Genomic DNA, 24,651 nt, shown 5'->3' with positions numbered 1-24,651 from the left:
CGGGAATTGAACCCGGGCTATTGGCTTGGAAGGCCAAAGTCATACCACTAGACCATCGATGCACTGCACGTTGTGCCTACATAGATTGACTGTACTGAATAATAAATATTGGGTGGGAGAACCCGGGGTGGGTTCAGTATCCCCGCTGCTGTGTCATCAGCTCCTCGAGGGCGGCCACCCGCTTCTCAAGCGAGGGGTGCGTCGAGAAGAGCTCCATCAGGGTGTTGCCTGAGAGGGCCGGAATGATGAAGAAGGCGTTTGCGCCCTCAACTTCCTGTTTCTTCTCGGCGGGGACGTAGTCCATCCGCCCGCTGATCTTTTGAAGCGCTGATATCAGCGCCCGGGGATTGTTCGTCAGGGTAGCGCTGCCCCGGTCCGCGGCGAACTCCCGGTAGCGGGAGAGCGCCCGGGTGAGGAGCGTGCTTACCAGCCAGACGATGATCGAGACGACGTAGACCAGGATCAGCGCGCCCATGTTGTTATCGCGGTTGTTGAAGAGCCCGATGAAGATCCAGTTGCGCATGATCAGGAAGGCGAGCATCGAGATGAAACTCGCCATCGTCAGAGTCAGCATATCCCGGTTCTTCACGTGGGCAATCTCGTGGGCGAGCACTGCCTCCAGTTCCTCGCGATTGAGCGTCCGCATGATCGAGTCGGTGACCGCCACGACGGCGTGGCTCGGACTGCGTCCGGTCGCGAACGCGTTCGGCACCGGAGAGGCCATGATCCCGACTTTTGGCTTCGGGAGACCGGCTCTCGTGGCGAGGCTCTCAACCATCCGGTGCAGCTCCGGGTACTCGTCTTCCTCTATGATCCGGGTGTTGGTGCTCCAGAGCACCAGTTTGTCGGAGAAGAAGTACTGCCCGAATGCCATTAAGGCAGCCACGAGCAGGAGGAACCCGAAGGAGAACCCAAGGGCTGAAAGGACGCCCAGAAAGATCAGGTAGACTATGAGGAGCAGAAACGATGTAAGGAACATCCTCATCGTGAGACCTAAGTCGCGCGTCCACTGCATGATGGGATATATTGTACCGGTGATGACTTAAGGTATGCGCCGATTTTCCGGGGATCCGTACCAGTACTGATATTGAGTACAACCGGCACCCAACTCCGCTGTTCTTATGGAGCAGAGATGATATAGATCCACAGTACGATGACGTTAAACGAAGTGACCATCAGCAGGGCCATCCTTGAGGAGTCCCACCGGGCGCTCATCGAGCATCTCGAGATGGACGTCGCCGTCGTCGGGGGCGGCCCCTCGGGGCTTGCCTGCGCCGCGCTCCTCGGTGAAAAGGGCCTCTCGTGTGCACTCATCGAGAAGAAGCTCAGTATCGGCGGTGGAATGTGGGGCGGCGGGATGATGTTCCCCCGGATCGTCGTCCAGGAGGAGGCCCGCCGGCTTCTGGACCGGTTCGGCATCGCCTACAAAGAGTTCGAGCCGGGCTACTACGTCGCAAAATCGGTAGAAGCGGTCGCGAAGCTCACCGCGGCGGCTTGCGACGCCGGTGTCGAGTTCTTCAACCTCACCACCGTCGAAGACGTCATGATCAGGGGTGACGGCAGGGTCGGCGGCCTCGTCATCAACTGGACGCCGGTCGATATGGCCGGGCTGCATGTCGACCCGCTCACCGTGGCCTGCACCTGCACCGTCGATGCGAGCGGTCACGACGCCGTGGTCGCCCGTATGATCGAGCGGAAAGGCGGCAGACTCCAGGTGAAGGGCGAGAGTTTCATGTGGGCCGAGCGTGCCGAGTCAAGGATCCTCGATCACACAAAAGAGGTATTCCCCGGCCTCTTCGTCGCCGGGATGGCGGCCAACGCCGTTGCCGGAGAGTGCCGCATGGGGCCGATCTTCGGCGGGATGCTTCTATCCGGAGAGCGGGCCGCAGAACTTGTTGCAGAGAGTCTGGAGCGGTAGTCTGCTTCCAAACTCTTTTTACCGCCCTGACAGTACCAAATAGGTATGGAAGAGATTGATCCAGAGACCCTGGCCGACGTCGCATATGGGATCTTTGAGGTCTACCTCAACCGCGAGCTCCATGCCCGGGGTCCGTACCTCTTTGAGCTCGTCGAGCAAAGAATCGATTTTAAATCAGATCTTATCGAGATCTTCGAAAAGTTCAGCGAGGATTATCCACCTCTTGCCGATGCACTCCGATCCCAATCCGGCGGGATCGATGCCATCTATGCCTCGCTCCGGGATGGGGAAGGGACCCTCCCCTCTAAGACGGTCCGGATGTACTGGATCGTCCAGGATGCCCCGGAACCCGGCGAGCGAGGCCTCGATGACGAGCAGGTGGGAAAGTGGCTCATCTTTGTGCCCCCAAGCGAGGCTGATGAGGCGTGGCGGAAGGTCCGGGACGGGACGGTGAGGGGAGAACTCGGGATATCGGCAAAGGTCAGCACTGCCAAGCCCAATCCAGACTCACGCGACGAGCGGACGGTCATCTATGTCTACACAAAAGACTGGGCCGACGCTGCGGACGTGATGCGGGTCCGCGAGAGGCTCCGCGACCTCGGATTTATTGAGCGGATCGGCTACAAGCGAAACATCGAGACATACAAGGGCGAGTACAGCAAAGAGGGCAGAAAAGTCACCTATTATACCGCTTGAAGGGCGGCAGACTGCCCTGCACCTTGTAATTCTCGACAAAAAGAATATACCGGACCCCTGTCCCGCCGTGACCCGGGATCCGCCGTTAGTTACGTTACGCCTTCCGTTCCTTGGACTTGGGCCGGAGTTCATCCGAGCCGCACTTGCGGCACCGGGTCGCACGGATTGCGTTCCGGGCGTTGCATTTCATGCAGACCTGTACGTTGAGCAGACGTGCTTCAGCTTCGGGAAATCTCGCCATGTTGAAAACACCACTTATCAGATAGGTACTATTCGTTCTTGGTCCTATTAACAGTTCTGTCAGGATGCGCGCTCCTCTCTGATCCAGGTGCGGAACGCCTCGAGGGCCCGTGCCCTGTGGGAGATCCGGTTCTTCTCGGAGAGCGGCATCTCGGCGAGCGTCCGACCGGCGCAGGCAAAGATCGGATCGTAGCCAAACCCCTTTTCTCCCCGGGGCTCCACGATCGCCCCGTGGAGGACCCCCTGGAATGTCCGGATGCCGTCCTCATCGGCGAACGCGATCACCGTCTCGAAGTGGGCGCTCCGGTCGGCCACACCCTCCATGAGGCGTAAGATCCCCTCGTTGCCGATGGTATCCTGGACGTAGGCGGCGCACGGGCCCGGGAACCCGCCAAGGGCGTCGATGAAAAACCCGGTATCGTCGACGATCAGCGGGCGGGAGAGTGCGCGGTAGGCGAACTCCGCCTTGCCGCGTGCAATCTCGGCGATCTCGGTGTGGCGGAACTCCGGGCATTCCAGGGGGACGTGCTCGACCTCCAGGATCCCGGCAAAGTACGCGGCCACCTCACGGGCCTTGTTCGGGTTACTCGTCACCACCGCAAGTTTCACAGGTATCGCCCCCGCAGTTCCACTTCATGTTCACGGGCGATGACCTCGTCCGCCCCCTCAAAAGTCTCCGCATACCCCTCGATAAAGGCCTGCTTCAACTCCTCGAAGTTCTCGGTGGTGCTCTCGAGCGTCTCGAAGAAGACGTGGATATCGACGCCCCGGTCCTCGATCTCAGCGGATGTGGATGCAAGCCCGAAGTCGATTAAGACGCATTGGCCGTTGCGAACGATCATATTGCTCGTCGTCAGGTCCCCGTGCACGATCCCCGCTCCATGGAGCCTCCCGACGGCCTCCCCGGCAAGCCGGATCGTCTCGGGCGTGGCAACGTACTTCAGCAGATCGCCCTCGACCCGCTCCATGACGATGGTATCTGCGGTGATGTCGTGGATCACCGGGGTGGGGACACCCGCCCGCCGTGCTGCTGCGATCAGCCGGGCTTCGGCCCGGGTCCGTTCGGTGATCAGCCGCTTATCAAGCGCCGGGCTGCGGTAGCGCTTGCTCACCCTGCGCTTGACCACGTCCTCCTCCCGGATCTCGACGACCGCCTCCGCACCCCGGGCGGTGCCGCCCTCATGCGGCCCGGTGGCGAAGATCTCGCCGGGCTCGTCCTCGCGCCAGGTGACCTCCACCTCATCCGACCGGAAACCCGGCCGGATCTGCGACTTCTCGAGGGGGAGGGTCACGCCGTGCTCCAGCATGACCTTGCCCGTGTAGGCGATCATTGCCCCGTTATCGCCAAGGAACGTCCGCTCCGGGACGGCGAACGCCGCTCCCCGCTCCTCGCACATGACCTGCAGCATCTCCTGCAGTCGCCTGTTCGCGCCGACCCCCCCGACGAGCAGCACCTCGTCCTTCCCCGCATGGGCGAGCGCCCGTTCGGTCACCTCGACGCACATAGCAAATGCGGTCTCCTGGAGGCTGAAGCAGACATCCTCAAGCGCCGCCGAACTCTCCTGGGCGGCACTGACGAGCCCCGAGAAGGCGAGGTCCATCCCCTTCACGGTATACGGGAGTTCGATATAACTTCCCTTCTGGGCGAGTTTCTCGATGATCGGGCCGCCCGGGTGCGGGAGGTCGTGGCTCCGGGCGAACTTGTCAAGCGCGTTCCCTAGCCCGATATCCAGCGTCTCTCCGAATATCCGGTAGCGGCCGTTCAAGTAGCCGAGTACCTGCGTATTCGCCCCGCTCGCGTAGAGAACGATCGGATCGCGAAACCCGGTCGCCCACCTCCCGATCTCGACGTGCGCGACGCAGTGGTTGACGCCGACGAGCGGAACGCCAAGGGCTATCGAGAGAGCCCGTGCCGCGGTCGCCACCGTCCGGAGGGAGGGGCCGAGACCCGGCCCCTGGGAGAAGGCGACGGCCTTGATCCGCTCCGGCTCCGTGAGCACCCGGGAGACGACCTCCTTCATCACCGAAGCGTGGTGCTGCGCCGCCTCCCGCGGATGAATCCCTCCTTTCGGCGGGACATAGGGTGAAGAATGGAGGGCAACCAGATCGTCGCCGAAGAGGGCGGCACTGAGGTTCCACGCCGTCCCTTCAAGTCCCAGCACCAGCCCATCATGAGACATAAAACAGGTATCGCTCCATCATGAAAAAGATCGGTCGCGGCCGGTGCCTGCAAGGCAGAGTGCGGCCTGATCCGTATATGTATCCGGGTGTGAGGACCTACTTTCGGAACTCAGTGTAGCCGCACTTGCCGCAGGCTACCCGATCCTTGTGCTCGGCCATCAGGAAGCCGGGACCACAGCGTGGGCAGTGCCGCTTCTGCAGAACCGCCGCATCACCCTTGATCTCGTAACACTCGTATCTCTTGACTGCCATGGCTTACGCCTCGCTCTCTGCTTTCGGTTCGCCGCGCTTAAGCAGGTAATCCCGCTCGGTCGAGTTCCTGCTCTCCTCGTCGTCGTAGATCCGGGCACGGCCGGTAAGTTCCATCTTCCCGAACCGGGTTCGGTCGAGGTCCAGCACGACGAGGTTCTCGCTCATATTCAGCATCGCAGCGAGCTTCTCCTGAATACTCTTCCGCGAGGGTGTCGGGCCGTCAAACGTGAGAGTAAATGTAAGCTCCCTCCGGTTTAACAACTCGTTCCTCACATCACGGGTAATTTCGAAGTCCATCGATATCCCTAAAATGTTGTTAGGAGATTTATTTATACCCTTGGGGATGGGGCACCGGGACAGGCGAGACCCGCTCCCCTCACTCACGCACGAAACAGTTCAGCATGGACGCGGCTTCCTCTTTTGCCGACTCGTCAACAAGCCGGAGGACGACCCCCTCCCCCGGCTGGCCGTAGAGGATGGCGGCCCCGACCGGCGCGGCGATGATGAGCGGAATGACCGCAAGATCCTCCTCGCCGTCGACAAAGATCACTGCTGGAGGGTTCCCGACCGCCTCCTCGATCGCCTCCACGAGTTCGTCGGTGATCGTGCCGGCCGGGTTCTTTGCCGCGAGTCTTCTCGTCTGCAGCAGGGGTGACTGGGTGCAGGGCGATCGCATGGTATAGCCGTCGATGATCGCGATATCCGGGACGATGCCTGCACCAAGGAGGTTGTGCGTCACCACATCCCCGACCGCGTAGACCGCCCGGCCCCGGAGCTCTGGGAGGTGTTCGCCGATATTCCGGGCGAGGGTGCCGAACGGTTTCTTGAAGAGACCGCGGTGTTCTTCGGGGAGCCGGAGGAGCCGGAGCATCAGCGGACCTTCAGTGCGTATCGGCCGGGCATGGTGATGTTCATCTTCTTTGCGATCTCCGAATGCTCGGGATCGATGATCACGACGTAGCCCGCCCAATCCTCGCTCAGGTTGGCCGTGCCGCAGATCACGCAGGATTCGCCCTCGACGACGCGGTGACACTCGCGGCAGACCTTGATCACCTTCTTGTTTCGCACGGCCATTAGGCTGCTCCTTTCCCTTTCTCTTGCTCAAGTTCCTCTTCGAGCCAGGTCGTGGTCCCGAGGCCCGACTGCCGCATGGTAAGACCAATCTTGCTCTCCCGGGGCTCGCGTTCGTTGAGCGATAGAGCAACAATCCGCGCCCGGACGCCGTCGCCGACAGCGATAAACCGCTTCGAATCCTGGCAGATCAGCCTGCTGTTCTTCTCGTCGTAGTTGATATATTCATCCGATATCTGGCTTACGTGAAGCATGGCATCGATGGGCCCGAGGCTGACGAACGCACCGAAACTCGTCGTCTCGACCACGACGCCTTCGATCACTTCCTGGAGCGCGAGACGGAGCACCACCGCTTCGAACCTGACATCGTAGTAGACGGCCCCGTCCCCGGGGATCAACTCCCCCTCACCGATATCGAGAATCTTCGTGACTGCGATGAAGATCCCGATCTCCTTTGATATGCTGCCTTCCAGTTGTTCCTGCAGTACGTTGAGGACGACCTTCCCAAGGTCTTCCCCGAGCCGGTGGGGCGGAACCCGCACCTTATCCTCCAGTGTCATTTTATAGTACATAATCTATCCTCTTATCAGCTCCAGCGTTCTCTCTCTTCGCATCGAGATGACGTCTATTCCCTCGCGAAGGAGAGCATTTCGGAGTTCTCGGTCGTTCGTCACCACAACGCATCCTTCCCTGCGAGCATACTCGATAACCCGGTCGTCCACATGGTCCGCGCTGCTTCCGCTTGGCAGGACGGTCGAGCGCCGGGCCATCGCGAGACCCACACGGGCGGCAGCCGCATCGCGGCCGTGACCCCGGGCAAGTCCCGAGAGCTCGCCAACCACTTCTTCAAGGACGATCGGCTCATAATCCCCGAGAAGGGCCAGAAGTTCTCCATAGAGGTCAATCCCGAACTGGGCTGGCATCAAGAGGGCGTTTGTGTCGAGAAGAACCCTCACTCGACCAGAACACCCATCCCGATCAGCCGCCATCGTCCGCCGACCTGCCTGCTGATAGCAATCCGTGCGCCGACTTCAGCGCAGACCGCACGCTTCAGCATGACCTCGACCAGATTCTTCTTGGTGTTCGTGATCACGCCGACGGTGACCGCGGTCCCGACAGAGAGCATCAGCGGCTCTTTATGCTTCAACGGTTCGATGAGCAGTTCGCTGTCCGCACCGACCACCCGATCCATGAGCGTGACCTCGAAGGTCATCCGCTCCCAGATCGGCGGCAGTTTCCCTACAAGCCCCGCTACCTGTCCGGCGAGAGCGTCACTCTTTGTCAGTGCCGGATCAAGTTTCGTACCAACACCAAGGAGGCCGCCGGGCGCTGCCTCGGTCACCTTGGTCTTACCGGCGTGGATGGATGTGATCTTTGTCTCGATAGGCTCCCACTTTGTCCGGTTCTCGATCTGAACCTGCCGGCCGGGTCTGATCTCGATATCGTCGCCCTCGTGCAGAACTCCCCTAATAAGCGAGCCTCCGATGACGCCGCCCTTAATCTCCCGCCAGCTGCAGCCGGGTTTGTTGATATCAAACGACCGTGCGATGAGCATCAGCGGGTTAACCTCCGGATCGCGTTCCGGTTCCGGGATAACCTCGTTGAGTGCCTGGATCAGGGCACCGATATTGATTCCTTTCTGTGCAGAGACGGGGATGATGGGTGCGTCCTCGGCAATGGTGCCCTTGATGAACCGCTTTATCTGCTTATAGTGCTCAAGCACCTCGGCCTGGGTGACCACGTCGATCTTGTTCTGGACGATGACGATCTTCTTGATACCGATCAGCTCAAGCGCCATCAGATGTTCTTTGGTCTGGGGCTGCGGGCAGGCCTCGTTGGCGGCAATGACAAGCATCGCGCCGTCCATCAGGGCCGAACCCGAGAGCATCGTCGCCATCAGCGTCTCGTGACCCGGGGCATCGACGAATGAGACCGTCCGGAACGGAACCGCCTTCTTCCCGCAGATAGGGCATTCCGGTTTTGTAGTATAGGCCTCAGCCCCTTCGCACTCTTCGCATTTGTAAAAAGTTGTATCTGCGTAGCCAAGCCGGATGGAGATGCCGCGCTTGATCTCCTCACTGTGTCTGTCCGTCCAGGTGCCGGTTAGCGCGCTGACCAGGGTGGTCTTGCCGTGATCGACATGACCTACAAGCCCAATATTGACACTAGGGATGAATACATCGCGCAAAAGTTTTCGAACCTCCTTATCCAATATATAGTGACACTACTTATACATAATCGGTGGTGTGTACCGCTCCCGCTTCTATCTTCATGGCGCAGGCGGTGTTCTCCCGTTAATCATTATTCATGTGACATACGAAGTATGAAGAACACCCTCTATTCTTAGCGAAAATTTATCCCCTAGCAGCGAGATATGGAACTGATTGTAGTATGTCAGGTGATACCGAACTTTCACGTATCGGGGTCTCTCTACCCAAGAATCTTCTTGATAAATTCGACGAGATCCTGAGTCTCCGAGGATACTCCTCACGTTCCGAGGGAATACGGGATTCGATACGCAATTATATCACACACTACCAGTGGATCTCCGATGTAAAAGGAGAACGCCAGGGCGTCATCACCATGGTGTATGACCACGACCAGCGTGGGCTGCTCCAGACGCTCACCGAGATTCAGCATCAATACGCTCAGATCATTCAGGCATCCCTTCACTCACACGTGACTCACAACAAGTGCCTTGAGGTGATCCTCATCCGGGGAGACGGTGCTGTGCTGAAGGATGTTACCGAGCGGCTGATGGCGCAGAAAGGGGTTGAGTCGGTGAAACTCACCACAATACCGATAGACAGTTAACCGCCGCCCTCACAACTCTGGTCGATCCCCCTCTCCCATACCTCTTCGAGCTGCTTCTGGATCTCCTTATGCTCTTTGAGGTAATCCTCAAGGGAGCGCTCCGTCCTCTCCGCGTTTACGGCCGTGCGCTCGGTGCTGACGAGTTCGTCCACCCGGTAGTAGAGTCCGGTGCTCTCGAGTTCGGCGTACCTCCGGCCATCGATCTCCTCGATCCGCACGACCTTCCCGGTCGTGCCGGTGCGGGGGTATCGGACGACTGCGCCCACTGCTATGTCATCCGTGCTCATACAGGGAGAGTATACCTGCCATGCTATTAAGGTATCACCTCCTAGGTATCATGAGATGGCAATCACGATTCACCCCGTAGAGAAACTGTACTTTGACGGAACCCACCGATCCCGGCCTCCCGAGGAGACCCGGGCGATCATCGAGCCGCTGATGGGAGAGATTGGTGTCGCCGAGATCATCGATCTTACTTCTCTCGACCGTCTCGGAATCCCCGTCTTTGCGGCGACTCGGCCGAAAGCCGCTCGGGGTGCTCTTCGCGTCCTCATCGGAAAGGGGAAAGAGCCCGTCCAGGCCCGGGTCTCGGCGATGATGGGGGCAATCGAGCGCTACTCCGCCGAGTACCGGGGTGACCGGATGGAGTATGCAACCTACGAAGAGATCGGTCCGGGGCGAGCGGTGCACCCCGAAGACCTGATCCTCCCACGAGGACTTGAGCAGGGAGAGATGCTCCACTGGACGCCGGGATGGGATATCCTGAACGATGAGGAGGTCTATCTCCCGAGCAACGCAGTCTTCCATCCCTACGACTCGCTCGGGATGACGATGCCGCTCTTTCGAAGCGACTCTAACGGGCTTGCGTCCGGCAACGTCATGGAAGAGGCGATCCTGCATGCCCTCTTTGAGGTGATCGAACGGGACGCGCTCAGCATCGCCAGTGCGGAGCGCGACCTTGGATATCGCCTCACCATCGAGAAGGACTGCGCCGCCCGCAAGATCCTCGACCGGTTCGAAGAGAACGGGATCGAGATCCACCTCTGGCTGATCGAGGGGAGGACCGGCATCCCCACGGTCGCGGCCGCCGCAGACGATACCGTCACAAAAGACCCGGCGATGCTTGTTGTCGGGTCTGGGACGCACCTCTCGCCGGAGATCGCGGCCCTCCAGGCCCTGACCGAGGTCGCCCAGAGCCGGGGAAGTTATCTGCAGGGCGGTCGAAACGACCCCAGGCGGGAGGAGGTCATCAGGAAGGCAGGCTACGAGCGGTTAAAAAGGATCAACCGGATCTGGTTTGCCGACGCGGATTCCGTCGATATCACCAACGTTCCCGACAGAAGCACCGATCGATTCGACCTCGATATCCAGAAGGTGCTCAAAGAGGTCGAGCCTCATACGGACCGGGTCTGCGTCTGCGATCTTTCAAGGACCCCGGTTCCGGTGGTGCGGGTCGTCCTCCCCGGGTTTGAGGTCTCGTATATGGATCCCGACCGGAAGCGCTCGGAACAGGGTTGAGGCACGTTAGAGCCGCAAAGGGGCAACCGCGATTATATTGCCGGCTCAACGGGCCTCTCTCAACAGAACCAGACTTTCTTTAGGATCTCGGCAACCCTTTGGGTATGCCGGCGCAGGGGCCTTTCTGCAGGGGTATGCCGCTCCCCCCGCAGGGCACGGAATATTGCAGCAATCGCCTCCCCGAGCGACGGCCCGTAACCCCCCTCGAGGGTCAGCGCGAGGGGTAGGTCCGTGCCGTCGTTCAGCATCCCGGTAAGCACGCCGTAGTCTTCGGGCACCAGGTTCATCCGCCCGTGTTCGTCGTCGGCGAGGGCGTCCTGCCCGGCCGAGACGATCAGGACATCAGGGCGGAACCGGACGATCGCCGGGATGAAGACTTCATCGAAGATGTAGCGGTAATCGGTGATGGTGGACCCTGCCGCAAGCGGGGCGTTGAGGGTGTAGCCCCGGCCGGCGCCGGTCCCGATCTCGTCGATCCAACCGGTCTTTGGGAAACTGTTCTCCTCGTGCACGGAGCAGTAGAGCACCCGGTCGCTCCCGTAAAAGGCCTTCTGGGTGCCGTTGCCGTGGTGCAGGTCCCAGTCGAGGATCGCCACCCGATCAACCGAAAGGAGCGCTTTCGCGGCCGCGACGGCGGCGTTATTGAAGATACAGAACCCCATCGCCCGATCGGGTTCGGCATGGTGCCCCGGCGGGCGGACCATGGCGAAGCAGTGCTCGCCATCAAGTGCTCGCTCCACTGCGGCAAACGTCGATCCGGCAGCATATGATGCTGCTTCGAACGAGTGACAGGTGACGTAGGTGTTCGGGTCTAAAAAACAGGTTCCCCGGGCGACCTCCTGCACCCAACGGATGTACTGGGGGCGATGGACCCGTGCCAGGTCTTCCTCGGTTGCCCGGACCGGGGGACGCCACCGTACATTCTCAGGGATCCCGGAGAGGGCCGCCCGGAGCCGGGAGCCCGACTCCGGGTGGGTCTCCATGTCGTGCCGGGTAAATATGTCACCGTAGATGACCGACGAGCGCATCCTCGTTAGTTGATGGTGCGCCCCTGCTGGATATCCTCTTCGGTGACATCGAACGTCTGGCCGGTGCCCACGATCCGGTAAGGCCCGGTCGTCTTCACCTCGCCCGACCACCCGGACGTCGCGTACGGGACGACGAACGTGCCGTTTATGCTCTCCTGGCGGTAGGTGAACTCCCGGCCGGTGTTGGTGACGACCGGCACCTCAATGATTCCTTCGCCCTTGATCGTGGCTCCGGGGACATACTCGAAGATCTTGACCGCCTTGAGATCGGGTCCGTCCTCCCCGGCGTTGCCAAAGATGTTCTGAGGGCTCTCGTGGACGAGCCGGTAGTGTCGGAGCGCCGGGACGCGTTCGAGCGGCTGGAGGATCGAGTTGCCCTGGAACTGATAGTACATGTTCAGCAGCGTCGCGCCTGCGCCCGCCGGTGCGTTCTTGTTGTACTCCTCCACCGCGGCTGCACCGGCGGTTGCATTCATCTGCTCCGTGCGGATGATGACGGGATACGAGGTGTTTGCCGTGGCCGGTTCGAGGTACTCGGCATAGATCACCGGCGCCGTCGGGTCGGTCATGGACCCGTCGAAGTTATGGAGCCGGACGGCCATCGTCAGGTAGTAACTCTGGTTGTTGAACGGCACCGCCTGGTAACTCGTCGAGCCCGCGCTCACCGGGAGGAGGTAGTGCGGCTGGAACCGCTCCTGAGCCACGTCGGGGTCGGCCCAGGTCGCCGGGGCATGGAACTTTGCGGTGACGAGGTCGATATCGGTGATGACGTAGCGGGTGCCGATGTTGTCGAGGATCTGGTTTGCGGCCTCTTCGGAGGTCGAGACAAGGTAGGCTGCCGAGCCGTTCGGCCCGGAGACACCGTGCTGGAAGGGGTTGTTGTTCGGAATCCGTTTCGAGATGAAGGTGATCCAGTGGCCGTAGTCCCACCAGGACATGACGCCGTAAGACTCCTCCGGGTAGGTGAAGGTCTCGGGATTGACAATAGCATAGTAGTCGACACCGGGATCAGGGGTGTTTGAACCCATCCATTCGAGAGCCTCCATCCATTGAGAGTTCATGCCGCCGTACTTCGCGCTGGTGGCAAGCGCTATGTTCCCCTGAAGGGATGCCCCTGCAAAGAAGAGCGTGACGATGGCGACCAGGGCGAAAGCGCCGACCTTGAGGTAATCCGGCTGATTCTTCGAAGGAGCCTTTGCTTTCCGTGATTCCGCGGTTCTTTCACCCTTCTTCCCCTTCCGCGCCGGCTCTTCCTGCTTCTCGGGGGCATTTGGGGCGGCGGAAGCACTGCTCCCTGTACCAATGAGGCGGGTGACATCTTTCCACCCCATATTCAGGACGGCACCCGCAAAGACCGCCGCGAGCAGGGCAATGTTTGAAGCGAGGTAGTACTCATAGCGCACGTGTGCGGCGGTTGAGGCAAGGATGATCCCTGACCAGATCAGGACAAAGATGTGGGCCGGGTTTGCTCTCTCGCGGCACTGCCAGATCAGGACTGCAGCTCCGCCGGCGGCGAGCACCAAGCCCCAGTGGAACGTCATCCACGCGGCAGCAAACGACCAGGGCATGGCTTCCTGGACGGTCGTGGTCGTGGCACTCGCGGTGAAGAAGAAGATAAGGTTCCAGATCAGGAGGTTGTAGATATCCGGGAGAGCGACATAGAGGACTGCGACGGTGATTGCCGCCACAGCCAGGAGTGCGCCCGGGTAATAGTACTTCGGCCGCCCCTGGAGGTAAACCGAGAGCCCATACAGCGCAAGCGTCCCTGCGATGAGGCCGGCATACGCGATGACGTGCCCGACGGTGTAGAAGATCAGGCTGATCCCGGGGTGCGGGAAGCCGGTGGCTGCGACCCCGACGATCGCTACAGCGAAGGTGACGGTGTTCACGAGGGCGAGGTACTCGCTCGACCTGCCCTGGAGGAAGTCCAGAATGAACTGGACCAGGGTGAACGCAGCCACGATGAGCGCAAAGAGGATCATCGTCGGCATGTTGTAGAACCCGAGAAGGTAGGCGATGCCGGCGAGCGCTGACGTTATCACCGGGATCTTCAGGGTATCGAGATTCTTTGGGGAGAGCGGGCTACTGCGTGCAGTCTGCAGCGCCACGATGTAGGCGAGAGCAAAGAGCGCCGAGAAGAGGGTCTCTGCGATGTGGTGGTCTACAAACCCAAAGAGGGAGCGATAGGCGTAGTTTCCGCTGATGACGGCAATCAGGCCTGCTGCAATGAGACCTGTCTTCCAGTCGGCGATCTTTTTCGCGAGCAGGTAGGTGACGGGCACCATCGCCACGGCCATCAGCGGCGGGACCCAGCAGGCCACCACCATGATCTCAGGCCGCGTCGACGCCCCGACAAGAATGCAGAGCGCCGCTATGATCTCGGCAAAGAGCGGTCCCCAGTGGATAGCATCGCCGGTCGGGTAGAGCGTCATGTGGTCGAACCAGGCGTAGTTGGGGAAGTTGGCGACGGTCTGCTCAACCTGGCGGAGACTGTACCAGGGATCGTTACCCAGGAGATTGACACCTTCAGCGGTCACCAGACCTTCTGAAGGGATGCCCCGCGTCCAGAGCGTGAGCAGGGCAAACAGGACGATGCAACCAATGATGATGTATGGTCGATATTTATTCAGATCCACGTGAACCATCGGACCCTCCTTATTACAGACCTGTTTTCTTTCGAACCGTTATAACCTTGGTGTATTTCGTGGACCTGGAAAAAAAGCGCTCGTCTGCGCGATCCCGGCGACGCAGACGAACAGCCTGCTCTCTCGTATTGGGTAGATCGGTTACACTCTTCGTATCTTCTTTGAGGTACTCTCCCAGACCCTCGTATCGGTCCCGAGGTTGAGCAGCCCCCTCACGAGGTACACCTGGTTCATGGCAAAGGAGACTGCGGTGTTGCTGCTCCAGAGGTAGCCGGCGAGGACGGCGAGAACGAGGACCCCGAGGGCGAGGAGGGGTGAGGTAAGAGCGAGTCCTGCTACAAAGAGCACGCTGCCGAGAAGGAAGAGAGGCGGTGTGATGAGGTACATGTAGATCCGCAGCGGGTAGAAGAAGCGCGAGAACGGGCGCCGCTGCCTTAAGAGGTCGAGGTTTGCAATCGTCGCCTCGATCAGCTGTGTTGCCCGCCGGATCTTCTGCCGGTACTGCCTTCGAATCTCCTCGGGCACGTCCTCGTAGACCAGGGCGGTGGGTTCGTAGACTGCTCTAAACCCGCGTCGGATTGCTTCAAATGCCGTGTTTGCATCGTCCGCTCCCTGTCTGTCATCGATCCGGGTCACGAGATCGCGCTTGAAAGCGACGAGCGCACCGTTGAAAGCATAGGTGGAGTCAACGGCACTCTCCCAGGTGCACATCCGCCCGTAGTAGTTGCGGTAGGCGCTCTCCATCTGTGCCGGATGCGATCCTTCTTCCGGAAGGGGGTGGAGGTCCCCGCAGACCGCAACGATGCGCTCGTCGCTCAAAAGCCGTGCGATGAGGCGCTCAAGCGCATGACGCTCAAAGAAGACGTCCGCGTCCGTAGTAACGACGATCGGATACTGCGCCGCCTCGATTGCTCTATTGTACGACCGGGTCGTGCCCAGGCGCTCGGTATTTGCAATGATCCGGTAGGTGATGCCGGCCCGCTCGAAGGCCTCTCTGACAAGCGCTTTTGTGTTGTCGGAGGAGCAGTCGTCTACAAAGATGACCTCATACCGGTCTGATGGGTATGAGGATTCAAGGATGTTCTTGACCCGCTCCTGGATAACGGCCTCTTCATTGTAGGCTGATATGACGATGCTTATTTTAGGATACTCCGTGAGTGCCGGCGGCTCGTCAAGTTTCTTTCCGATATTGATTCCCGCGAGGAATATGACATAGGGAACGATCGCGGCCGCAATAAGCCCCGGGCCTATCCAGAGAAGCATAAATTTAATCGATGGGGCTCGTATTTATTGTTTAGGGATGCTGAAAGTTATCCCTCTATTTTCCCATTTCGCGTTTCAAACAGCCGCGATTGTCTCTCATCAGAGGCAATTTGCTATATGATCTTTTCGCCATCACCCCAGCCCCCTCACCGTATCACAGATAAACTCGAGGTCCTCGTCGCTTACCGCCGGATGGACCGGCAGGCTCAAGACCGATGCTGCAAGGTCGTCCGATACCGGACAGGAGGCACGGTTGCTTGCACTCTCATAGACCGGCTGCCGGTTGATGGGGATGGGGTAGTGGACGGCGGTCCCGACCCCCGCATCGGCAAGAGCGCTCATGAGCGCGTCCCGTGAGAGTGGGTAATCGCCCGGGACCTTCACGACATACTGGTGGTAGACGTGCCGGACGCCCGGTGCCGTGTAGGGTGTCGCAAGCCCCGTCCCCGCAAGGTGGCTGTCGAGGTACCGAGCGTTCTTGATCCGGCGTTCGTTGAACTCTTCGACCCGCCCAAGCTGCACGAGGCCGATGGCGGCGGCGATGTTCGTCATCCGGTAGTTGTAGCCGACGACCGAGTGGAGGTACTTCTGGCTCTGGCCGTGGTTGATGAGGAGCCGGACGCGCTCCGCAAGGGTATCGTCGTCGGTCGTGACCATGCCCCCCTCGCCGGTGGTCATGTTCTTGGTGGGGTAGAACGAGAAGCAGGAGAGATCACCCAGGCTCCCGGCCCGTCTCCCATGATACTCAGCACCGTGCGCCTGGGCAGCGTCCTCGATGAGAACGAGGTCGTGGTCGTCGCAGAGCGCACGGAGTGCCCTGAGGTCGAACGGCTGTCCGAAGAGATCGACGGCGATGATCGCCCGGGTCTTTGGCCCGATGAGGCTCGAGACCGAGTCAGGATCGATATTGAACGTCCGCGGGTCAACGTCCGCAAAGAGCGGGGTCGCCCCGCACATCGAGACGCACGAGGCCGTCGCAAAGAACGTGAACGCCGGGACGATCACCGAGTCTCCCGGGCCGATGCCCGCGGCAAGCAGGGCAGCATGGAGCGCCGCGGTTCCCGAGTTGACTCCGACCGCGTGGGAGACCCCGCAGTATTCGGCGAACCGGTCCTCAAACTCGGTAACGACGGACCCCTGGGCGAGCATCCCCGACCTCAGCACGTCGGCGACGGCCCGGGCCTCCTCTTCGCCGACGAGCGGCTGGGCGATGGGAATCTTCATCGGCACCGTCTCGCCTCGGGTGGGAGCGGGCGGAACCGTGCCGGTGCGCCCACCGCGAGCATCTCCGGCGGGACATCTTTCGTCACCACCGCACCGGCGGCGACGAATGCTCCCCTCCCGACCGTGACACCGGGAAGGATCGTCGCGTTCGCACCGATGACGGCGTCGTCCCCGAGCACCGGGCCACGGAGGGATTCGTGGGGACCGGGCGGGTAGCGGTCGTTTGTCAGCACAGCGTTCGGGCCTATAAAGACCCGGTCCCCGATCCGGGCACCCGTGGGGATGTAGACCAGGCTCTGGAGGCGGACGTCGTCGCCGATCGTGCAGTCTCCCTCGATAACCGCCGCCGTCCCGATTGCCACGCGGTCGCCGATGGTCGTCTTTTCTCGGATCAGAACGTTATGGCCCGACTGGAAGTCGTCGCCGATCGTCACGTCGCAGTAGATGATGGTGCCCGACCGGAGGATAGCGTTCCTCCCGATGGTGGCACCGGGATAGTCCTTCTCGCCCATCCGGTCACGGGAGGGAAACCCGATGGTCACCGGCTCGAATATCACCGCCCCCTCGCCGAGGGTATTACGTCCGTACTCAATCATTCGACCGTCACGCTCTTTGCCAGGTTTCTCGGTTTGTCGACATCCCGCTGCAGGGCGCAGGCCGTGTGATAGGCGAGCAGCTGGAGGACGACCGACGCGGTCAGCACCTGCACCAGCAGGTGCGTCTTCGGGATGGGGATGAAGATATCCACGATCTCGGCAAGCTCCGTATCGCCGAAGACGCCGATGGCGATGATCGGAGCTCGCCTCGCCTTCATCTCCTTGATATTCGAGGCCATCACGCCGTAGGTCGGGCCGGGAGTGCAGATGGCGACCACCGGCGTCTCTGAGGTGAGCAGGGCGAACGGCCCGTGCTTGAGTTCTCCGGCTGCATACCCTTCGGCATGGACGTAACTGATCTCCTTCATCTTTAAGGCGCCTTCCATCGAGACCGGGTAGAACGGTCCCCTGCCCACGAAGAAGATATGCTCGGCTTTTGCACAGAGGTCGACCGCCTCCTTGATCTCCTGGAGAAGGACGTCCTCGATGGCCAGGTGCGCATGTGAGAGGACATCGTCAAACGCCCCCTCGCACCGCACGTTGATGATCTCCATCAGCGCTGCAAGTTGTGCTATGTAGGACTTGGTTGCGGCGACGCTGATCTCAGGCCCGGCCCGCATCAGGAGGGTCTGGTCGGCAATCCGGGTGACGGTGCTCCCCTGCATATTGGTGATGGCAAGTGTCGGGCAGTTGCGGGCTTTTGCCATCTTTAGAGCGGCGATCGTGTCTGCGGTCTCTCCCGACTGCGATACCGCGATCACAAGGCCGCGGAGGGGTGGCGTGAAGTACTTGAACTCCGATCCCATCTCGACCCGTACAGGGATACTGCAGAGGGATTCTGCCAGGTACTTGAAGATCAGGGCGGTATGATACGACGTTCCGCAGGCGACGAGGGTGATCTCGTCCGCCTCCATGACCATCTTGCGCACACGCTCGCTGATCCCCGCCCGGATGGTCTCGTAGAAGGACTGGGGCTGCTCGTAGATCTCTTTGAGCATGTAGTGGGTGAACCCGCCTTTCCGGGTATCCTCGACGCACCAGCTGATCAGTTCGATCGGGCGCTCCACTCTCTCGCCGCCGTGGTAGATCTCAAGACGATCTGGTGTGATCTCGGCGATATCGCCATCCTCAAGGTAGATAACGCGCTCGGTGTATTCAAGGAGTGGCGTCATATCGGAGGCGGCAAAGACCTCGGCATCACCGATACCGAGGACGAGCGGGCTTGCCTCCCGTGCGGCGACGATCTTCTGGGAATCCTCTGCGATCGCGAGGATTGCGTAGGATCCTATGAGTTTGGGGAGGATCGCCTTGACCGCGGCGAGGAGATCCCCGTCGTACTGCTCCTCGATGAGATGGGCGATCACCTCGGTGTCGGTCTCCGACCGGAATGTGTGGCCGCGCTCTTCGAGCTGCCGTTTCAGTTCGCTGTAGTTCTCGATAACCCCGTTATGCACCACGGCGATCTTTTCTGCACAGTCCGTGTGCGGATGAGCGTTGACATCGCTCGGTTCACCGTGAGTGGCCCACCGGGTGTGCCCGATCCCGATGCATCCGTGCAGACCGACAGCCCCTGCCTCACCATCGGATATCCGACCGGTCCTCTTGTAGACCTCGATCGCGCTTCCGACCGTCGCGATCCCGAACGAGTCGTAACCCCTGTATTCCAGCCTTTTGAGGCCCTGGATCAGCACAGGAGTTGCTTCCCGTCTGCCGATGTAGCCGACAATCCCGCACACCTACATCACCCGGGTGCAATCCTCAATGACGCCGATCACGGTCTTCCCTCTTTCGATCCTGACACCGTTACCTACAATGCAGTTTTTAAATGTTGTGAATGGTGCCGCACGGACCCCGTCGCCGAGGACTGCGCCGAATTTCTCCTTCTGGATCCGGTCTCCGACCTCTATGAAACTCTCAGACGGGTATGTTGTGGTATGGTCGGCAAGGATGCACCCCTGGCCGAAGACCGCCGAGACGATCCTTGAGTGAGAATCGATGGTAGTATCGTTCATGATGAGCGAGTCGGCGACGTAGGTGAACGGTTCAAGTACCACCCGGTCCCCGATGCTCGTATCGGGCATGATGACACAGTTCGGCCCGATGTTGCAGTTGCTCCCGATGGTGACGGGGCCGTATATCACCGTATTTGGACCGATCGTCGTCCCACTGCCGATACGCACCGCACCCCGGCGGGTGACGGATGCATCGACCGTCCCGCCGATCTCGGGTGAGATTCCCCTGAGCATCCGGCTGTTCAGTTTCAGGAGGTCCCAGGGATAGACGGCGTCCTGCCAGTCGTCCGCCGGGATCGCCCGTATCCGGCGGCCGGACTCGATCATGGCGGCGAGAGCGTCGGGGATCTCGTTCGTCTGAATATAGGAGAAGACGTCGGGTGTGAATGAGTAGATCCCGGTCGCTACGGTGAACGTCGGGGCTTCTTCGGGTTTCTCGATGATCTCCCGGACGAAGCCGTTTCGGATCACCACAACCCCGAAGTTCGAGGGGTTCGGGTGCTCGGCGACGAGCATGGCGTTCTTCTCCTTCTTTATCCGGGCGATCGATTCGGCATTGATGTAGTTGTCGCCGGGCAGAAGAAGGAAGTCCTCGGTGATCTCGGACTCAGCCGCCAGGAGGGCATCTGCGGTTCCGAGCTGGCGTTCCTGCACGACGACCTGGACCGGTGCGTCGAGCCGATTCAGATGTCTGATGACGTCTTCTTTACGGTAGCCGACCACCACGATGATGTCGCGGATCCCGTTCTCAAGGAGGGCGTTGATGACGTACTCGATGATCGGCCGGTTCGCGACCGGGAGCATGGCTTTGGGCTTGCTCCGGGTGAGCGGCCGCAGCCTGCTCCCCTCTCCCGCTGCTAAGATGACTGCCTGCATCGCATCACCTGATGACCGATCCTTCCTCGATGCACCCTTCCACCAGAGAGTGGGGCGCGATTCTCGCGTTGCTGCCGACGAGGCTCCCGACGTTGATCGAGCAGTTGATCCCGAAGAGGACGTTGTCGCCGATGATGGCACCGAACTTTCGCCTGCCGGTCGTCCTCCCGCAGACTTTCACGGTTGCGTTGTCGTGGCGGAGGTTCGCGATCTTGGTTCCGGCGCCGAAGTTGCAGTTGCTCCCGATGACGCTGTCGCCGATGTAGTTGAAGTGGGGGATCTTCGTCCCCGGCATGATGATGGAGTTCTTGATCTCGGTCGCGTGCCCGATATGGCAGCCGTCGCCGATGGCGGTCGAGCCCCGGATGTAGGCATGCGGGCCGATGATACAGTTCTCGCCGATGACGCAGGATCCCTCGATATAGGTTCCGGCCCGGATAATGGTTCCTTTCCCGATACTGACCGTCTCGGGGATTGTGCATCCGTCCTCGATGATGCCGTGCTGCTCGTGGTGCATTGAGGCAATGAGCGCCTCGTTTGCATCAAGGAGATCCCAGGGCTGCCCGACATCGAGCCAGTAGTTCAGCGGGTGTGCGGTGAGCGTTCCTTCCCGGATATACACCTCGAGAGCATCGGTCAGCTCGAACTCGCCCCGCCCGGATATCTTGATCTCCGAGAGGAGGTCGAAGATATCCGGCTCGAAGAGGTAGGCGCCCGCGTTGACCAGGTTGCTCTTTGGTTCTTCGGACTTCTCTTCAAGGCCCGTGATGCGGTCTCCCTCTATGGTCACCACACCGTAATCCTTGGGGTGGTCGGTCTGGTGGATTCCGACGCACGGTGCCTTCTCATTGCAGAGTTCCCTGATGTCATCGCTCTGGAGGACCATATCTCCGTTCAAGAGAAGGAATTTGCCGTTGACCAGTCCTGCGGTCGACCGGAGCGCATCTGCGGTCCCGAGCTGGTGGCGCTGGGTGACGTAGGTGATCTTCACCCCGAGAGCGCTCCCGTCCCCGAAGTGGTTTCGGATCTCGCGCTCATAGTATCCGACGACGAATATGAACTCAGTGATCCCGGCGTCGCGTGCCGCAAGAACCAGGTGCTCCATCATCGGGCGGTTGGCGATAGGGAGCATCACCTTCGGACGCTGTGCGGTAAGGGGTCGCATCCGTTTCCCTTCTCCTGCTGCAAGTACAACACACTGCATATACTCACTCCAGACTGCGTTTTGCCCGCTCTAACGCGGCGTGTCCCGCATCAAGCATCTCTTTTGCTTTGGCCGGTGTCTTTCCTTCGGCGGTTATTCTGATCTTCGGTTCGGTCCCGCTTGCACGGATCAGGTACCAGCCCTCCTCGTCCTCAAACCGGACTCCGTGGGTCGGCTCGTCCGCCCCGAGCGCCGTCATGATCTCTCGGGGAGCATCGATGCGGTAGGACTCCCGGAGGAGCGTATACCGGGGCATCTTATCAAGTTCCTCGGCGATCGACCACTCTGATGCGATCTCGCAGAGCAGGGCTGCGGCGTAGACCCCGTCCGGACAGTAGGAATACTCCGGGAAGATCCAGCTTCCCGATGCCTCACCGCCGAAGTCGCCCCAGGCGAGGAGTTCTTCGGAGACGAAACTGTCGCCGACCGGCGTGCGGCGGACCTCCGCAACCTCCTCGATCGCCATCGAGGCATCGACGGTGGTGACCACGCGCTTCCGGTCGAGATACTTCGCAAAGAGCATGAGGAGCTGGTCTCCCTCGATGTAGCGGCCGCGTTCATCGAACGCCATCATCCGGTCGGCGTCGCCGTCGTGGATCACGGCACATGTGGCCTCCCGCTTTCGGACGATCTCGGGTATGTAAGGTAAGTTTGCTGCAAGCGGCTCGGATGGACGGGCGAACCGTCCTGCGACGTTGCAGTTCAAGCCGATGACTTTAACTCCCATGCTGGCGAGGAGATCGGGGGTGATGACGCTCCCTGCACCGTTGCCGCAGTCGAGGACGGCCGTGATGGGGCGACATAGACTGACCCTATCAAGGATTGCCTCCCGGTGCGCATCCACCGCATCGATAGGAGAGGTATGCCCCTGCTCATCCCATCCTGCCCAGTGCGATCCTTTGAGTGCATCCTCGATCTCCGCCTGCTGCCGGAGGGTGAAGGACGATCCGTCTGGGTTGAGCAGTTTCAGACCGTTGTAGGACTCGGGGTTATGAGACGCGGTGATCATGCACCCTGCATCCACCCGCCCCGTTGCGTGAGCGACCGTCGGTGTGGGTGCGATGCCGCAGGAATAGACGGTTGCACCGGCCGAGAGCATCCCGGCAACGGCGGCATGTTCCAGCAGTTCGCTGGTCGTGCGGGTGTCCCTGCCAATGACGACTTCGGATGCGTTGTCTGCGATGGCTGCTCCTACCCGGAGCGCGAGGCTCACGAGTTCAGGGCCGAATTCTTGCCGGATCCCGGAAGAACCAAAAAGCATACTGTGTATAATCCTTCCTTTCCTAAAAAAAGGTATTCATCTCCCGTAGGGGCACCAGTGCTCGAGTTTCAGGAGCCCGCTGACCCCGGCGGTCGATGGGCCAAGAAAGATCATCTGCTTCTTCCCCCGGTACTCGTCGATGGCGGCGACATCCTCATCTCTCGTCATCCCGTCTCCGGCGACCAGGAAGAGGTCCGCCGCTTCCGGCGATCCGACCACCTGGTCTTTGAGTGCTCTCTCAAGCACCGGCATCGGGCCGACGAGGTAGACCTTCTTTCCGGCGATCTTCTGCGAGAGTTCTGCAAGGCAGGGGGCGTAGCAATCGGGGGTGCAGGGATGGAGTTTCCGTGTTAGATTGAGAAACGATGAGACGGTGTTCGTGATCACGCCTGCCGCCGCTCTCTGCTTCTGAGTTGCAAGCGGCGCACCGAACATAAAGGAGATCCGGGTCTTGGCCCGGATCGGCTCGCTTGTGATGAACTGCCCGCTCTGCCCACCAAAGTTGCCCTCCATACAGACCCCTTTCGGGTACTGACAGACGTCAGCGCCGTAATTTACATCGAGCGTCACAACGCCGTCCTCTAGCCCGCTGCCGGCAAGAATCTTCTCAAGTCTTTCGATTGCTTCATGCCAAAAACTCATACTTCCTCCAGACTGTCCCACAGGACCACCCGCACTGGCGACCCGTCGGCACCTTTGAGCCGTAGTGGCATTGCCGCCATGAAATATTCTCCCTCGGGAACGCAAGAGAGATCGAGCAGTTCGAGGATGGCCATCCCGCTCCCGAGCAGACGGCGGTGGACCGAACCGTCGCCGCCATACTCCTCGATCGACGGCGTATCGATACCAAGACATGTGATCCCGGCATCGACGATGAGGTCTGCCGCTTCCCGCGAGAGTGCCGGATACCCGGGATCGAACTCCCGCCTCCCGGAGAAGGCGGTCCGGAGAAGGAGCCTTTTCGCGCCGTCGATGCGGCCGGCGAGGTTTGCAGGACCGATGACCTCTCCCGCGTCCCTGCAGTCGAGGACCCGTGCACGCCCCATAAGTATTCCGGGCGGAATCTCATCGACCGTCATCCCTCCTTCCAGATAGTGGGAGGGGGCGTCGATGTGCGTTCCCGTGTGGCTCCCGATGACCATCTCGGTCACCCGGTACTGCCCGTTGTCGATCTTGGTGAATCGGGGCGGGATATCCCCGGGGTATATGACGATCTCCTCGGAGAGATCCAGGGTAACATCGTAGACCGTCACAGAGATCCTTCACCCCGCCACCCGAACTGCCCGATCAGCGGTACGAAGCAGACGCCCCCGAGTGAGATCTCCTCGATCCTGCCTTCGCGTTTGACGAGTTTGACGAGGTCCTGACAGTCCCGCGGTCCGACGGGAGAGATCAGGCGCCCGCCCTCGGCAAGTTGCTCGATCAGGGGTTTTGGGATCGAGGGCGTTGCTGCCGTGATGATGATGGCATCATACGGTGCTCCCGGCGGATAACCCTGTGAACCGTCGCCGACGATCACCGTAACCCCGGAAACGCGAGCGCGTGCAAGGTTCTCTCTGGCCTGGTCGGCAAGGTTTGAGAGGCGCTCGACTGATATGACGCTTCCGGCGATCTCGGCGAGGAGTGCGGCCTGGTAGCCGCTGCCGGTCCCGATCTCGAGCACCCGATCCCCGGGCGCCAGTTCGAGTTGCTCGGTCATGAGGGCGACGATGTAGGGCTGAGAGATTGTCTGCCCCTCCCCGATGGGGAGCGGCCGGTCCTCGTAGGCAGAGCGCTCAAAGCCTTTCGGCACAAAAAGGTGACGCGGGATCTTTCTCATCGCGGCGAGTACCCGCGGATCCCTGATTCCCCG

At 60.5% G+C, this 24,651-nt stretch carries 28 protein-coding genes; 4 read left to right on the top strand and 24 right to left on the bottom strand.

Annotated elements, in window-relative coordinates:
- Positions 1–133 precede the first annotated feature (133 nt).
- Positions 134–1,015 (bottom strand): zinc metalloprotease HtpX, encoded by an 882-nt coding sequence (htpX, locus tag ACI94_RS03575; RefSeq protein ID WP_066955812.1) that lies wholly within the window; start codon positions 1,013–1,015, stop codon positions 134–136.
- A gap of 138 nt (positions 1,016–1,153) precedes the next feature.
- On the opposite strand from htpX, the gene ACI94_RS03570 reads away from it, so the two are divergent.
- Together ACI94_RS03570 and ACI94_RS03565 are read left to right on the top strand one after the other, a co-directional pair.
- Positions 1,154–1,918 (top strand): sulfide-dependent adenosine diphosphate thiazole synthase, encoded by a 765-nt coding sequence (locus ACI94_RS03570; protein ID WP_066955815.1) that lies wholly within the window; start codon positions 1,154–1,156, stop codon positions 1,916–1,918.
- A 45-nt stretch (positions 1,919–1,963) separates the two neighbouring features.
- Positions 1,964–2,614 carry a putative phosphothreonine lyase domain-containg protein gene (locus tag ACI94_RS03565; protein WP_066955818.1) on the top strand — a complete coding sequence of 217 codons (651 nt, stop codon included), beginning with the start codon at positions 1,964–1,966 and terminating at the stop codon, positions 2,612–2,614.
- A gap of 94 nt (positions 2,615–2,708) precedes the next feature.
- Here ACI94_RS03565 and ACI94_RS03560 read toward each other — a convergent pair whose 3' ends face one another.
- From ACI94_RS03560 to ACI94_RS03515, 10 genes are all read right to left on the bottom strand, one after another.
- A complete protein-coding gene (locus ACI94_RS03560) occupies positions 2,709–2,855 on the bottom strand; it encodes a 50S ribosomal protein L40e (RefSeq protein WP_066955821.1) in 147 nt (48 codons plus the stop codon).
- A gap of 59 nt (positions 2,856–2,914) precedes the next feature.
- Complete coding sequence (rdgB, locus tag ACI94_RS03555) at positions 2,915–3,463, bottom strand: RdgB/HAM1 family non-canonical purine NTP pyrophosphatase (RefSeq protein WP_066955825.1); 549 nt, start codon at positions 3,461–3,463, stop codon at positions 2,915–2,917.
- A complete protein-coding gene (locus ACI94_RS03550) occupies positions 3,460–5,034 on the bottom strand; it encodes a bifunctional N(6)-L-threonylcarbamoyladenine synthase/serine/threonine protein kinase (RefSeq protein WP_066955828.1) in 1,575 nt (524 codons plus the stop codon). Before ACI94_RS03550 ends, rdgB begins: the two co-directional genes overlap by 4 nt.
- Positions 5,035–5,131: 97 nt before the next feature.
- Positions 5,132–5,287: a 30S ribosomal protein S27ae gene (locus ACI94_RS03545; protein ID WP_066955830.1), complete on the bottom strand. Its 156-nt coding sequence runs from the start codon at positions 5,285–5,287 to the stop codon at positions 5,132–5,134.
- A 3-nt stretch (positions 5,288–5,290) separates the two neighbouring features.
- Positions 5,291–5,584: a 30S ribosomal protein S24e gene (locus tag ACI94_RS03540; RefSeq protein WP_066955834.1), complete on the bottom strand. Its 294-nt coding sequence runs from the start codon at positions 5,582–5,584 to the stop codon at positions 5,291–5,293.
- Between the two features lie 79 nt (positions 5,585–5,663).
- Positions 5,664–6,158: a GTP-dependent dephospho-CoA kinase family protein gene (locus tag ACI94_RS03535; RefSeq protein WP_066955836.1), complete on the bottom strand. Its 495-nt coding sequence runs from the start codon at positions 6,156–6,158 to the stop codon at positions 5,664–5,666.
- A complete protein-coding gene (gene spt4 / locus ACI94_RS03530; protein WP_066955839.1) occupies positions 6,158–6,361 on the bottom strand; it encodes a transcription elongation factor subunit Spt4 in 204 nt (67 codons plus the stop codon). The genes ACI94_RS03535 and spt4 overlap by 1 nt, the downstream gene beginning before the upstream one ends.
- Positions 6,361–6,930: a DNA-directed RNA polymerase gene (locus ACI94_RS03525; RefSeq protein WP_066955842.1), complete on the bottom strand. Its 570-nt coding sequence runs from the start codon at positions 6,928–6,930 to the stop codon at positions 6,361–6,363. Before ACI94_RS03525 ends, spt4 begins: the two co-directional genes overlap by 1 nt.
- A gap of 3 nt (positions 6,931–6,933) precedes the next feature.
- A complete protein-coding gene (locus ACI94_RS03520) occupies positions 6,934–7,314 on the bottom strand; it encodes a PIN domain-containing protein (protein WP_224732713.1) in 381 nt (126 codons plus the stop codon).
- Complete coding sequence (locus ACI94_RS03515) at positions 7,311–8,546, bottom strand: translation initiation factor IF-2 subunit gamma (RefSeq protein ID WP_273258683.1); 1,236 nt, start codon at positions 8,544–8,546, stop codon at positions 7,311–7,313. The genes ACI94_RS03520 and ACI94_RS03515 overlap by 4 nt, the downstream gene beginning before the upstream one ends.
- A 203-nt stretch (positions 8,547–8,749) precedes the next feature.
- Between ACI94_RS03515 and nikR the strand changes: the two genes are divergently transcribed.
- On the top strand, positions 8,750–9,172 hold the full coding sequence (gene nikR / locus ACI94_RS03510; RefSeq protein WP_286681099.1) for a nickel-responsive transcriptional regulator NikR: 423 nt from the start codon (positions 8,750–8,752) through the stop codon (positions 9,170–9,172).
- Here nikR and ACI94_RS03505 read toward each other — a convergent pair.
- Positions 9,169–9,459: a DUF2098 domain-containing protein gene (locus tag ACI94_RS03505; RefSeq protein WP_066955853.1), complete on the bottom strand. Its 291-nt coding sequence runs from the start codon at positions 9,457–9,459 to the stop codon at positions 9,169–9,171. The two genes, nikR and ACI94_RS03505, sit on opposite strands and share 4 nt — an antisense overlap.
- A gap of 55 nt (positions 9,460–9,514) precedes the next feature.
- Between ACI94_RS03505 and ACI94_RS03500 the strand changes: the two genes are divergently transcribed.
- Positions 9,515–10,690 (top strand): YcaO-related McrA-glycine thioamidation protein, encoded by a 1,176-nt coding sequence (locus tag ACI94_RS03500; protein WP_066955855.1) that lies wholly within the window; start codon positions 9,515–9,517, stop codon positions 10,688–10,690.
- Between the two features lie 59 nt (positions 10,691–10,749).
- Here the strand turns inward: ACI94_RS03500 and ACI94_RS03495 are convergent, their stop codons facing one another.
- The 12 genes from ACI94_RS03495 to ACI94_RS03440 all read right to left on the bottom strand — a co-directional run.
- Complete coding sequence (locus ACI94_RS03495) at positions 10,750–11,718, bottom strand: histone deacetylase (protein ID WP_066955857.1); 969 nt, start codon at positions 11,716–11,718, stop codon at positions 10,750–10,752.
- A gap of 5 nt (positions 11,719–11,723) precedes the next feature.
- Entirely contained in the window at positions 11,724–14,363 is a 2,640-nt protein-coding gene (locus tag ACI94_RS03490; protein WP_286681098.1) for an oligosaccharyl transferase, archaeosortase A system-associated, read from the bottom strand.
- Between the two features lie 141 nt (positions 14,364–14,504).
- Entirely contained in the window at positions 14,505–15,626 is a 1,122-nt protein-coding gene (locus tag ACI94_RS03485; RefSeq protein ID WP_066955861.1) for a glycosyltransferase, read from the bottom strand.
- A 132-nt stretch (positions 15,627–15,758) separates the two neighbouring features.
- Complete coding sequence (locus ACI94_RS03480) at positions 15,759–16,850, bottom strand: DegT/DnrJ/EryC1/StrS aminotransferase family protein (protein WP_066955863.1); 1,092 nt, start codon at positions 16,848–16,850, stop codon at positions 15,759–15,761.
- A complete protein-coding gene (locus ACI94_RS03475; RefSeq protein ID WP_066955866.1) occupies positions 16,847–17,446 on the bottom strand; it encodes an N-acetyltransferase in 600 nt (199 codons plus the stop codon). The genes ACI94_RS03480 and ACI94_RS03475 overlap by 4 nt, the downstream gene beginning before the upstream one ends.
- A complete protein-coding gene (gene glmS, locus ACI94_RS03470) occupies positions 17,443–19,182 on the bottom strand; it encodes a glutamine--fructose-6-phosphate transaminase (isomerizing) (protein WP_273258692.1) in 1,740 nt (579 codons plus the stop codon). Before glmS ends, ACI94_RS03475 begins: the two co-directional genes overlap by 4 nt.
- Complete coding sequence (glmU, locus tag ACI94_RS03465) at positions 19,183–20,334, bottom strand: bifunctional sugar-1-phosphate nucleotidylyltransferase/acetyltransferase (protein WP_066955871.1); 1,152 nt, start codon at positions 20,332–20,334, stop codon at positions 19,183–19,185. It abuts the gene before it with no gap.
- 4 nt (positions 20,335–20,338) lie between these two features.
- On the bottom strand, positions 20,339–21,538 hold the full coding sequence (gene glmU, locus ACI94_RS03460) for a bifunctional sugar-1-phosphate nucleotidylyltransferase/acetyltransferase (protein WP_066955875.1): 1,200 nt from the start codon (positions 21,536–21,538) through the stop codon (positions 20,339–20,341).
- A 4-nt stretch (positions 21,539–21,542) separates the two neighbouring features.
- The gene (gene glmM / locus ACI94_RS03455; RefSeq protein WP_066955877.1) at positions 21,543–22,799 is read right to left on the bottom strand and encodes a phosphoglucosamine mutase; all 1,257 of its coding nucleotides are present in this window, start codon (positions 22,797–22,799) and stop codon (positions 21,543–21,545) included.
- Between the two features lie 36 nt (positions 22,800–22,835).
- The gene (locus tag ACI94_RS03450; RefSeq protein WP_066955880.1) at positions 22,836–23,441 is read right to left on the bottom strand and encodes a hypothetical protein; all 606 of its coding nucleotides are present in this window, start codon (positions 23,439–23,441) and stop codon (positions 22,836–22,838) included.
- Positions 23,438–24,052: a cyclase family protein gene (locus ACI94_RS03445; protein ID WP_066955883.1), complete on the bottom strand. Its 615-nt coding sequence runs from the start codon at positions 24,050–24,052 to the stop codon at positions 23,438–23,440. The genes ACI94_RS03450 and ACI94_RS03445 overlap by 4 nt, the downstream gene beginning before the upstream one ends.
- On the bottom strand, positions 24,049–24,651 hold a 603-nt coding region (locus ACI94_RS03440), incomplete at its 5' end, for a protein-L-isoaspartate(D-aspartate) O-methyltransferase (protein ID WP_286681097.1). The genes ACI94_RS03440 and ACI94_RS03445, both read right to left, overlap by 4 nt.

It is taken from the genome of Methanoculleus sp. DTU007 (assembly GCF_001512385.1).
Classification (GTDB): Archaea; Halobacteriota; Methanomicrobia; order Methanomicrobiales; family Methanoculleaceae; genus Methanoculleus; species Methanoculleus thermophilus.
The sequence above is the reverse complement of the archived record's forward strand: the minus strand, read 5'-3'. Positions and strand labels throughout refer to the sequence as shown.

Bases quoted from the DNA above. Each gene is read 5' to 3' on its own strand.
- htpX (WP_066955812.1), bottom strand. From the start codon at position 1,015: ATGCAGTGGACGCGCGACTTAGGTCTCACGATGAGGATGTTCCTTACA.
- ACI94_RS03570 (WP_066955815.1), top strand. From the start codon at position 1,154: ATGACGTTAAACGAAGTGACCATCAGCAGGGCCATCCTTGAGGAGTCC.
- ACI94_RS03565 (WP_066955818.1), top strand. From the start codon at position 1,964: ATGGAAGAGATTGATCCAGAGACCCTGGCCGACGTCGCATATGGGATC.
- ACI94_RS03560 (WP_066955821.1), bottom strand. From the start codon at position 2,855: ATGGCGAGATTTCCCGAAGCTGAAGCACGTCTGCTCAACGTACAGGTC.
- ACI94_RS03550 (WP_066955828.1), bottom strand. From the start codon at position 5,034: ATGTCTCATGATGGGCTGGTGCTGGGACTTGAAGGGACGGCGTGGAAC.
- ACI94_RS03545 (WP_066955830.1), bottom strand. From the start codon at position 5,287: ATGGCAGTCAAGAGATACGAGTGTTACGAGATCAAGGGTGATGCGGCG.
- ACI94_RS03540 (WP_066955834.1), bottom strand. From the start codon at position 5,584: ATGGACTTCGAAATTACCCGTGATGTGAGGAACGAGTTGTTAAACCGG.
- ACI94_RS03535 (WP_066955836.1), bottom strand. From the start codon at position 6,158: ATGCTCCGGCTCCTCCGGCTCCCCGAAGAACACCGCGGTCTCTTCAAG.
- spt4 (WP_066955839.1), bottom strand. From the start codon at position 6,361: ATGGCCGTGCGAAACAAGAAGGTGATCAAGGTCTGCCGCGAGTGTCAC.
- ACI94_RS03525 (WP_066955842.1), bottom strand. From the start codon at position 6,930: ATGTACTATAAAATGACACTGGAGGATAAGGTGCGGGTTCCGCCCCAC.
- nikR (WP_286681099.1), top strand. From the start codon at position 8,750: ATGTCAGGTGATACCGAACTTTCACGTATCGGGGTCTCTCTACCCAAG.
- ACI94_RS03505 (WP_066955853.1), bottom strand. From the start codon at position 9,459: ATGAGCACGGATGACATAGCAGTGGGCGCAGTCGTCCGATACCCCCGC.
- ACI94_RS03500 (WP_066955855.1), top strand. From the start codon at position 9,515: ATGGCAATCACGATTCACCCCGTAGAGAAACTGTACTTTGACGGAACC.
- ACI94_RS03495 (WP_066955857.1), bottom strand. From the start codon at position 11,718: ATGCGCTCGTCGGTCATCTACGGTGACATATTTACCCGGCACGACATG.
- ACI94_RS03490 (WP_286681098.1), bottom strand. From the start codon at position 14,363: ATGGTTCACGTGGATCTGAATAAATATCGACCATACATCATCATTGGT.
- ACI94_RS03485 (WP_066955861.1), bottom strand. From the start codon at position 15,626: ATGCTTCTCTGGATAGGCCCGGGGCTTATTGCGGCCGCGATCGTTCCC.
- ACI94_RS03480 (WP_066955863.1), bottom strand. From the start codon at position 16,850: ATGAAGATTCCCATCGCCCAGCCGCTCGTCGGCGAAGAGGAGGCCCGG.
- ACI94_RS03475 (WP_066955866.1), bottom strand. From the start codon at position 17,446: ATGATTGAGTACGGACGTAATACCCTCGGCGAGGGGGCGGTGATATTC.
- glmU (WP_066955871.1), bottom strand. From the start codon at position 20,334: ATGCAGGCAGTCATCTTAGCAGCGGGAGAGGGGAGCAGGCTGCGGCCG.
- glmU (WP_066955875.1), bottom strand. From the start codon at position 21,538: ATGCAGTGTGTTGTACTTGCAGCAGGAGAAGGGAAACGGATGCGACCC.
- glmM (WP_066955877.1), bottom strand. From the start codon at position 22,799: ATGCTTTTTGGTTCTTCCGGGATCCGGCAAGAATTCGGCCCTGAACTC.
- ACI94_RS03450 (WP_066955880.1), bottom strand. From the start codon at position 23,441: ATGAGTTTTTGGCATGAAGCAATCGAAAGACTTGAGAAGATTCTTGCC.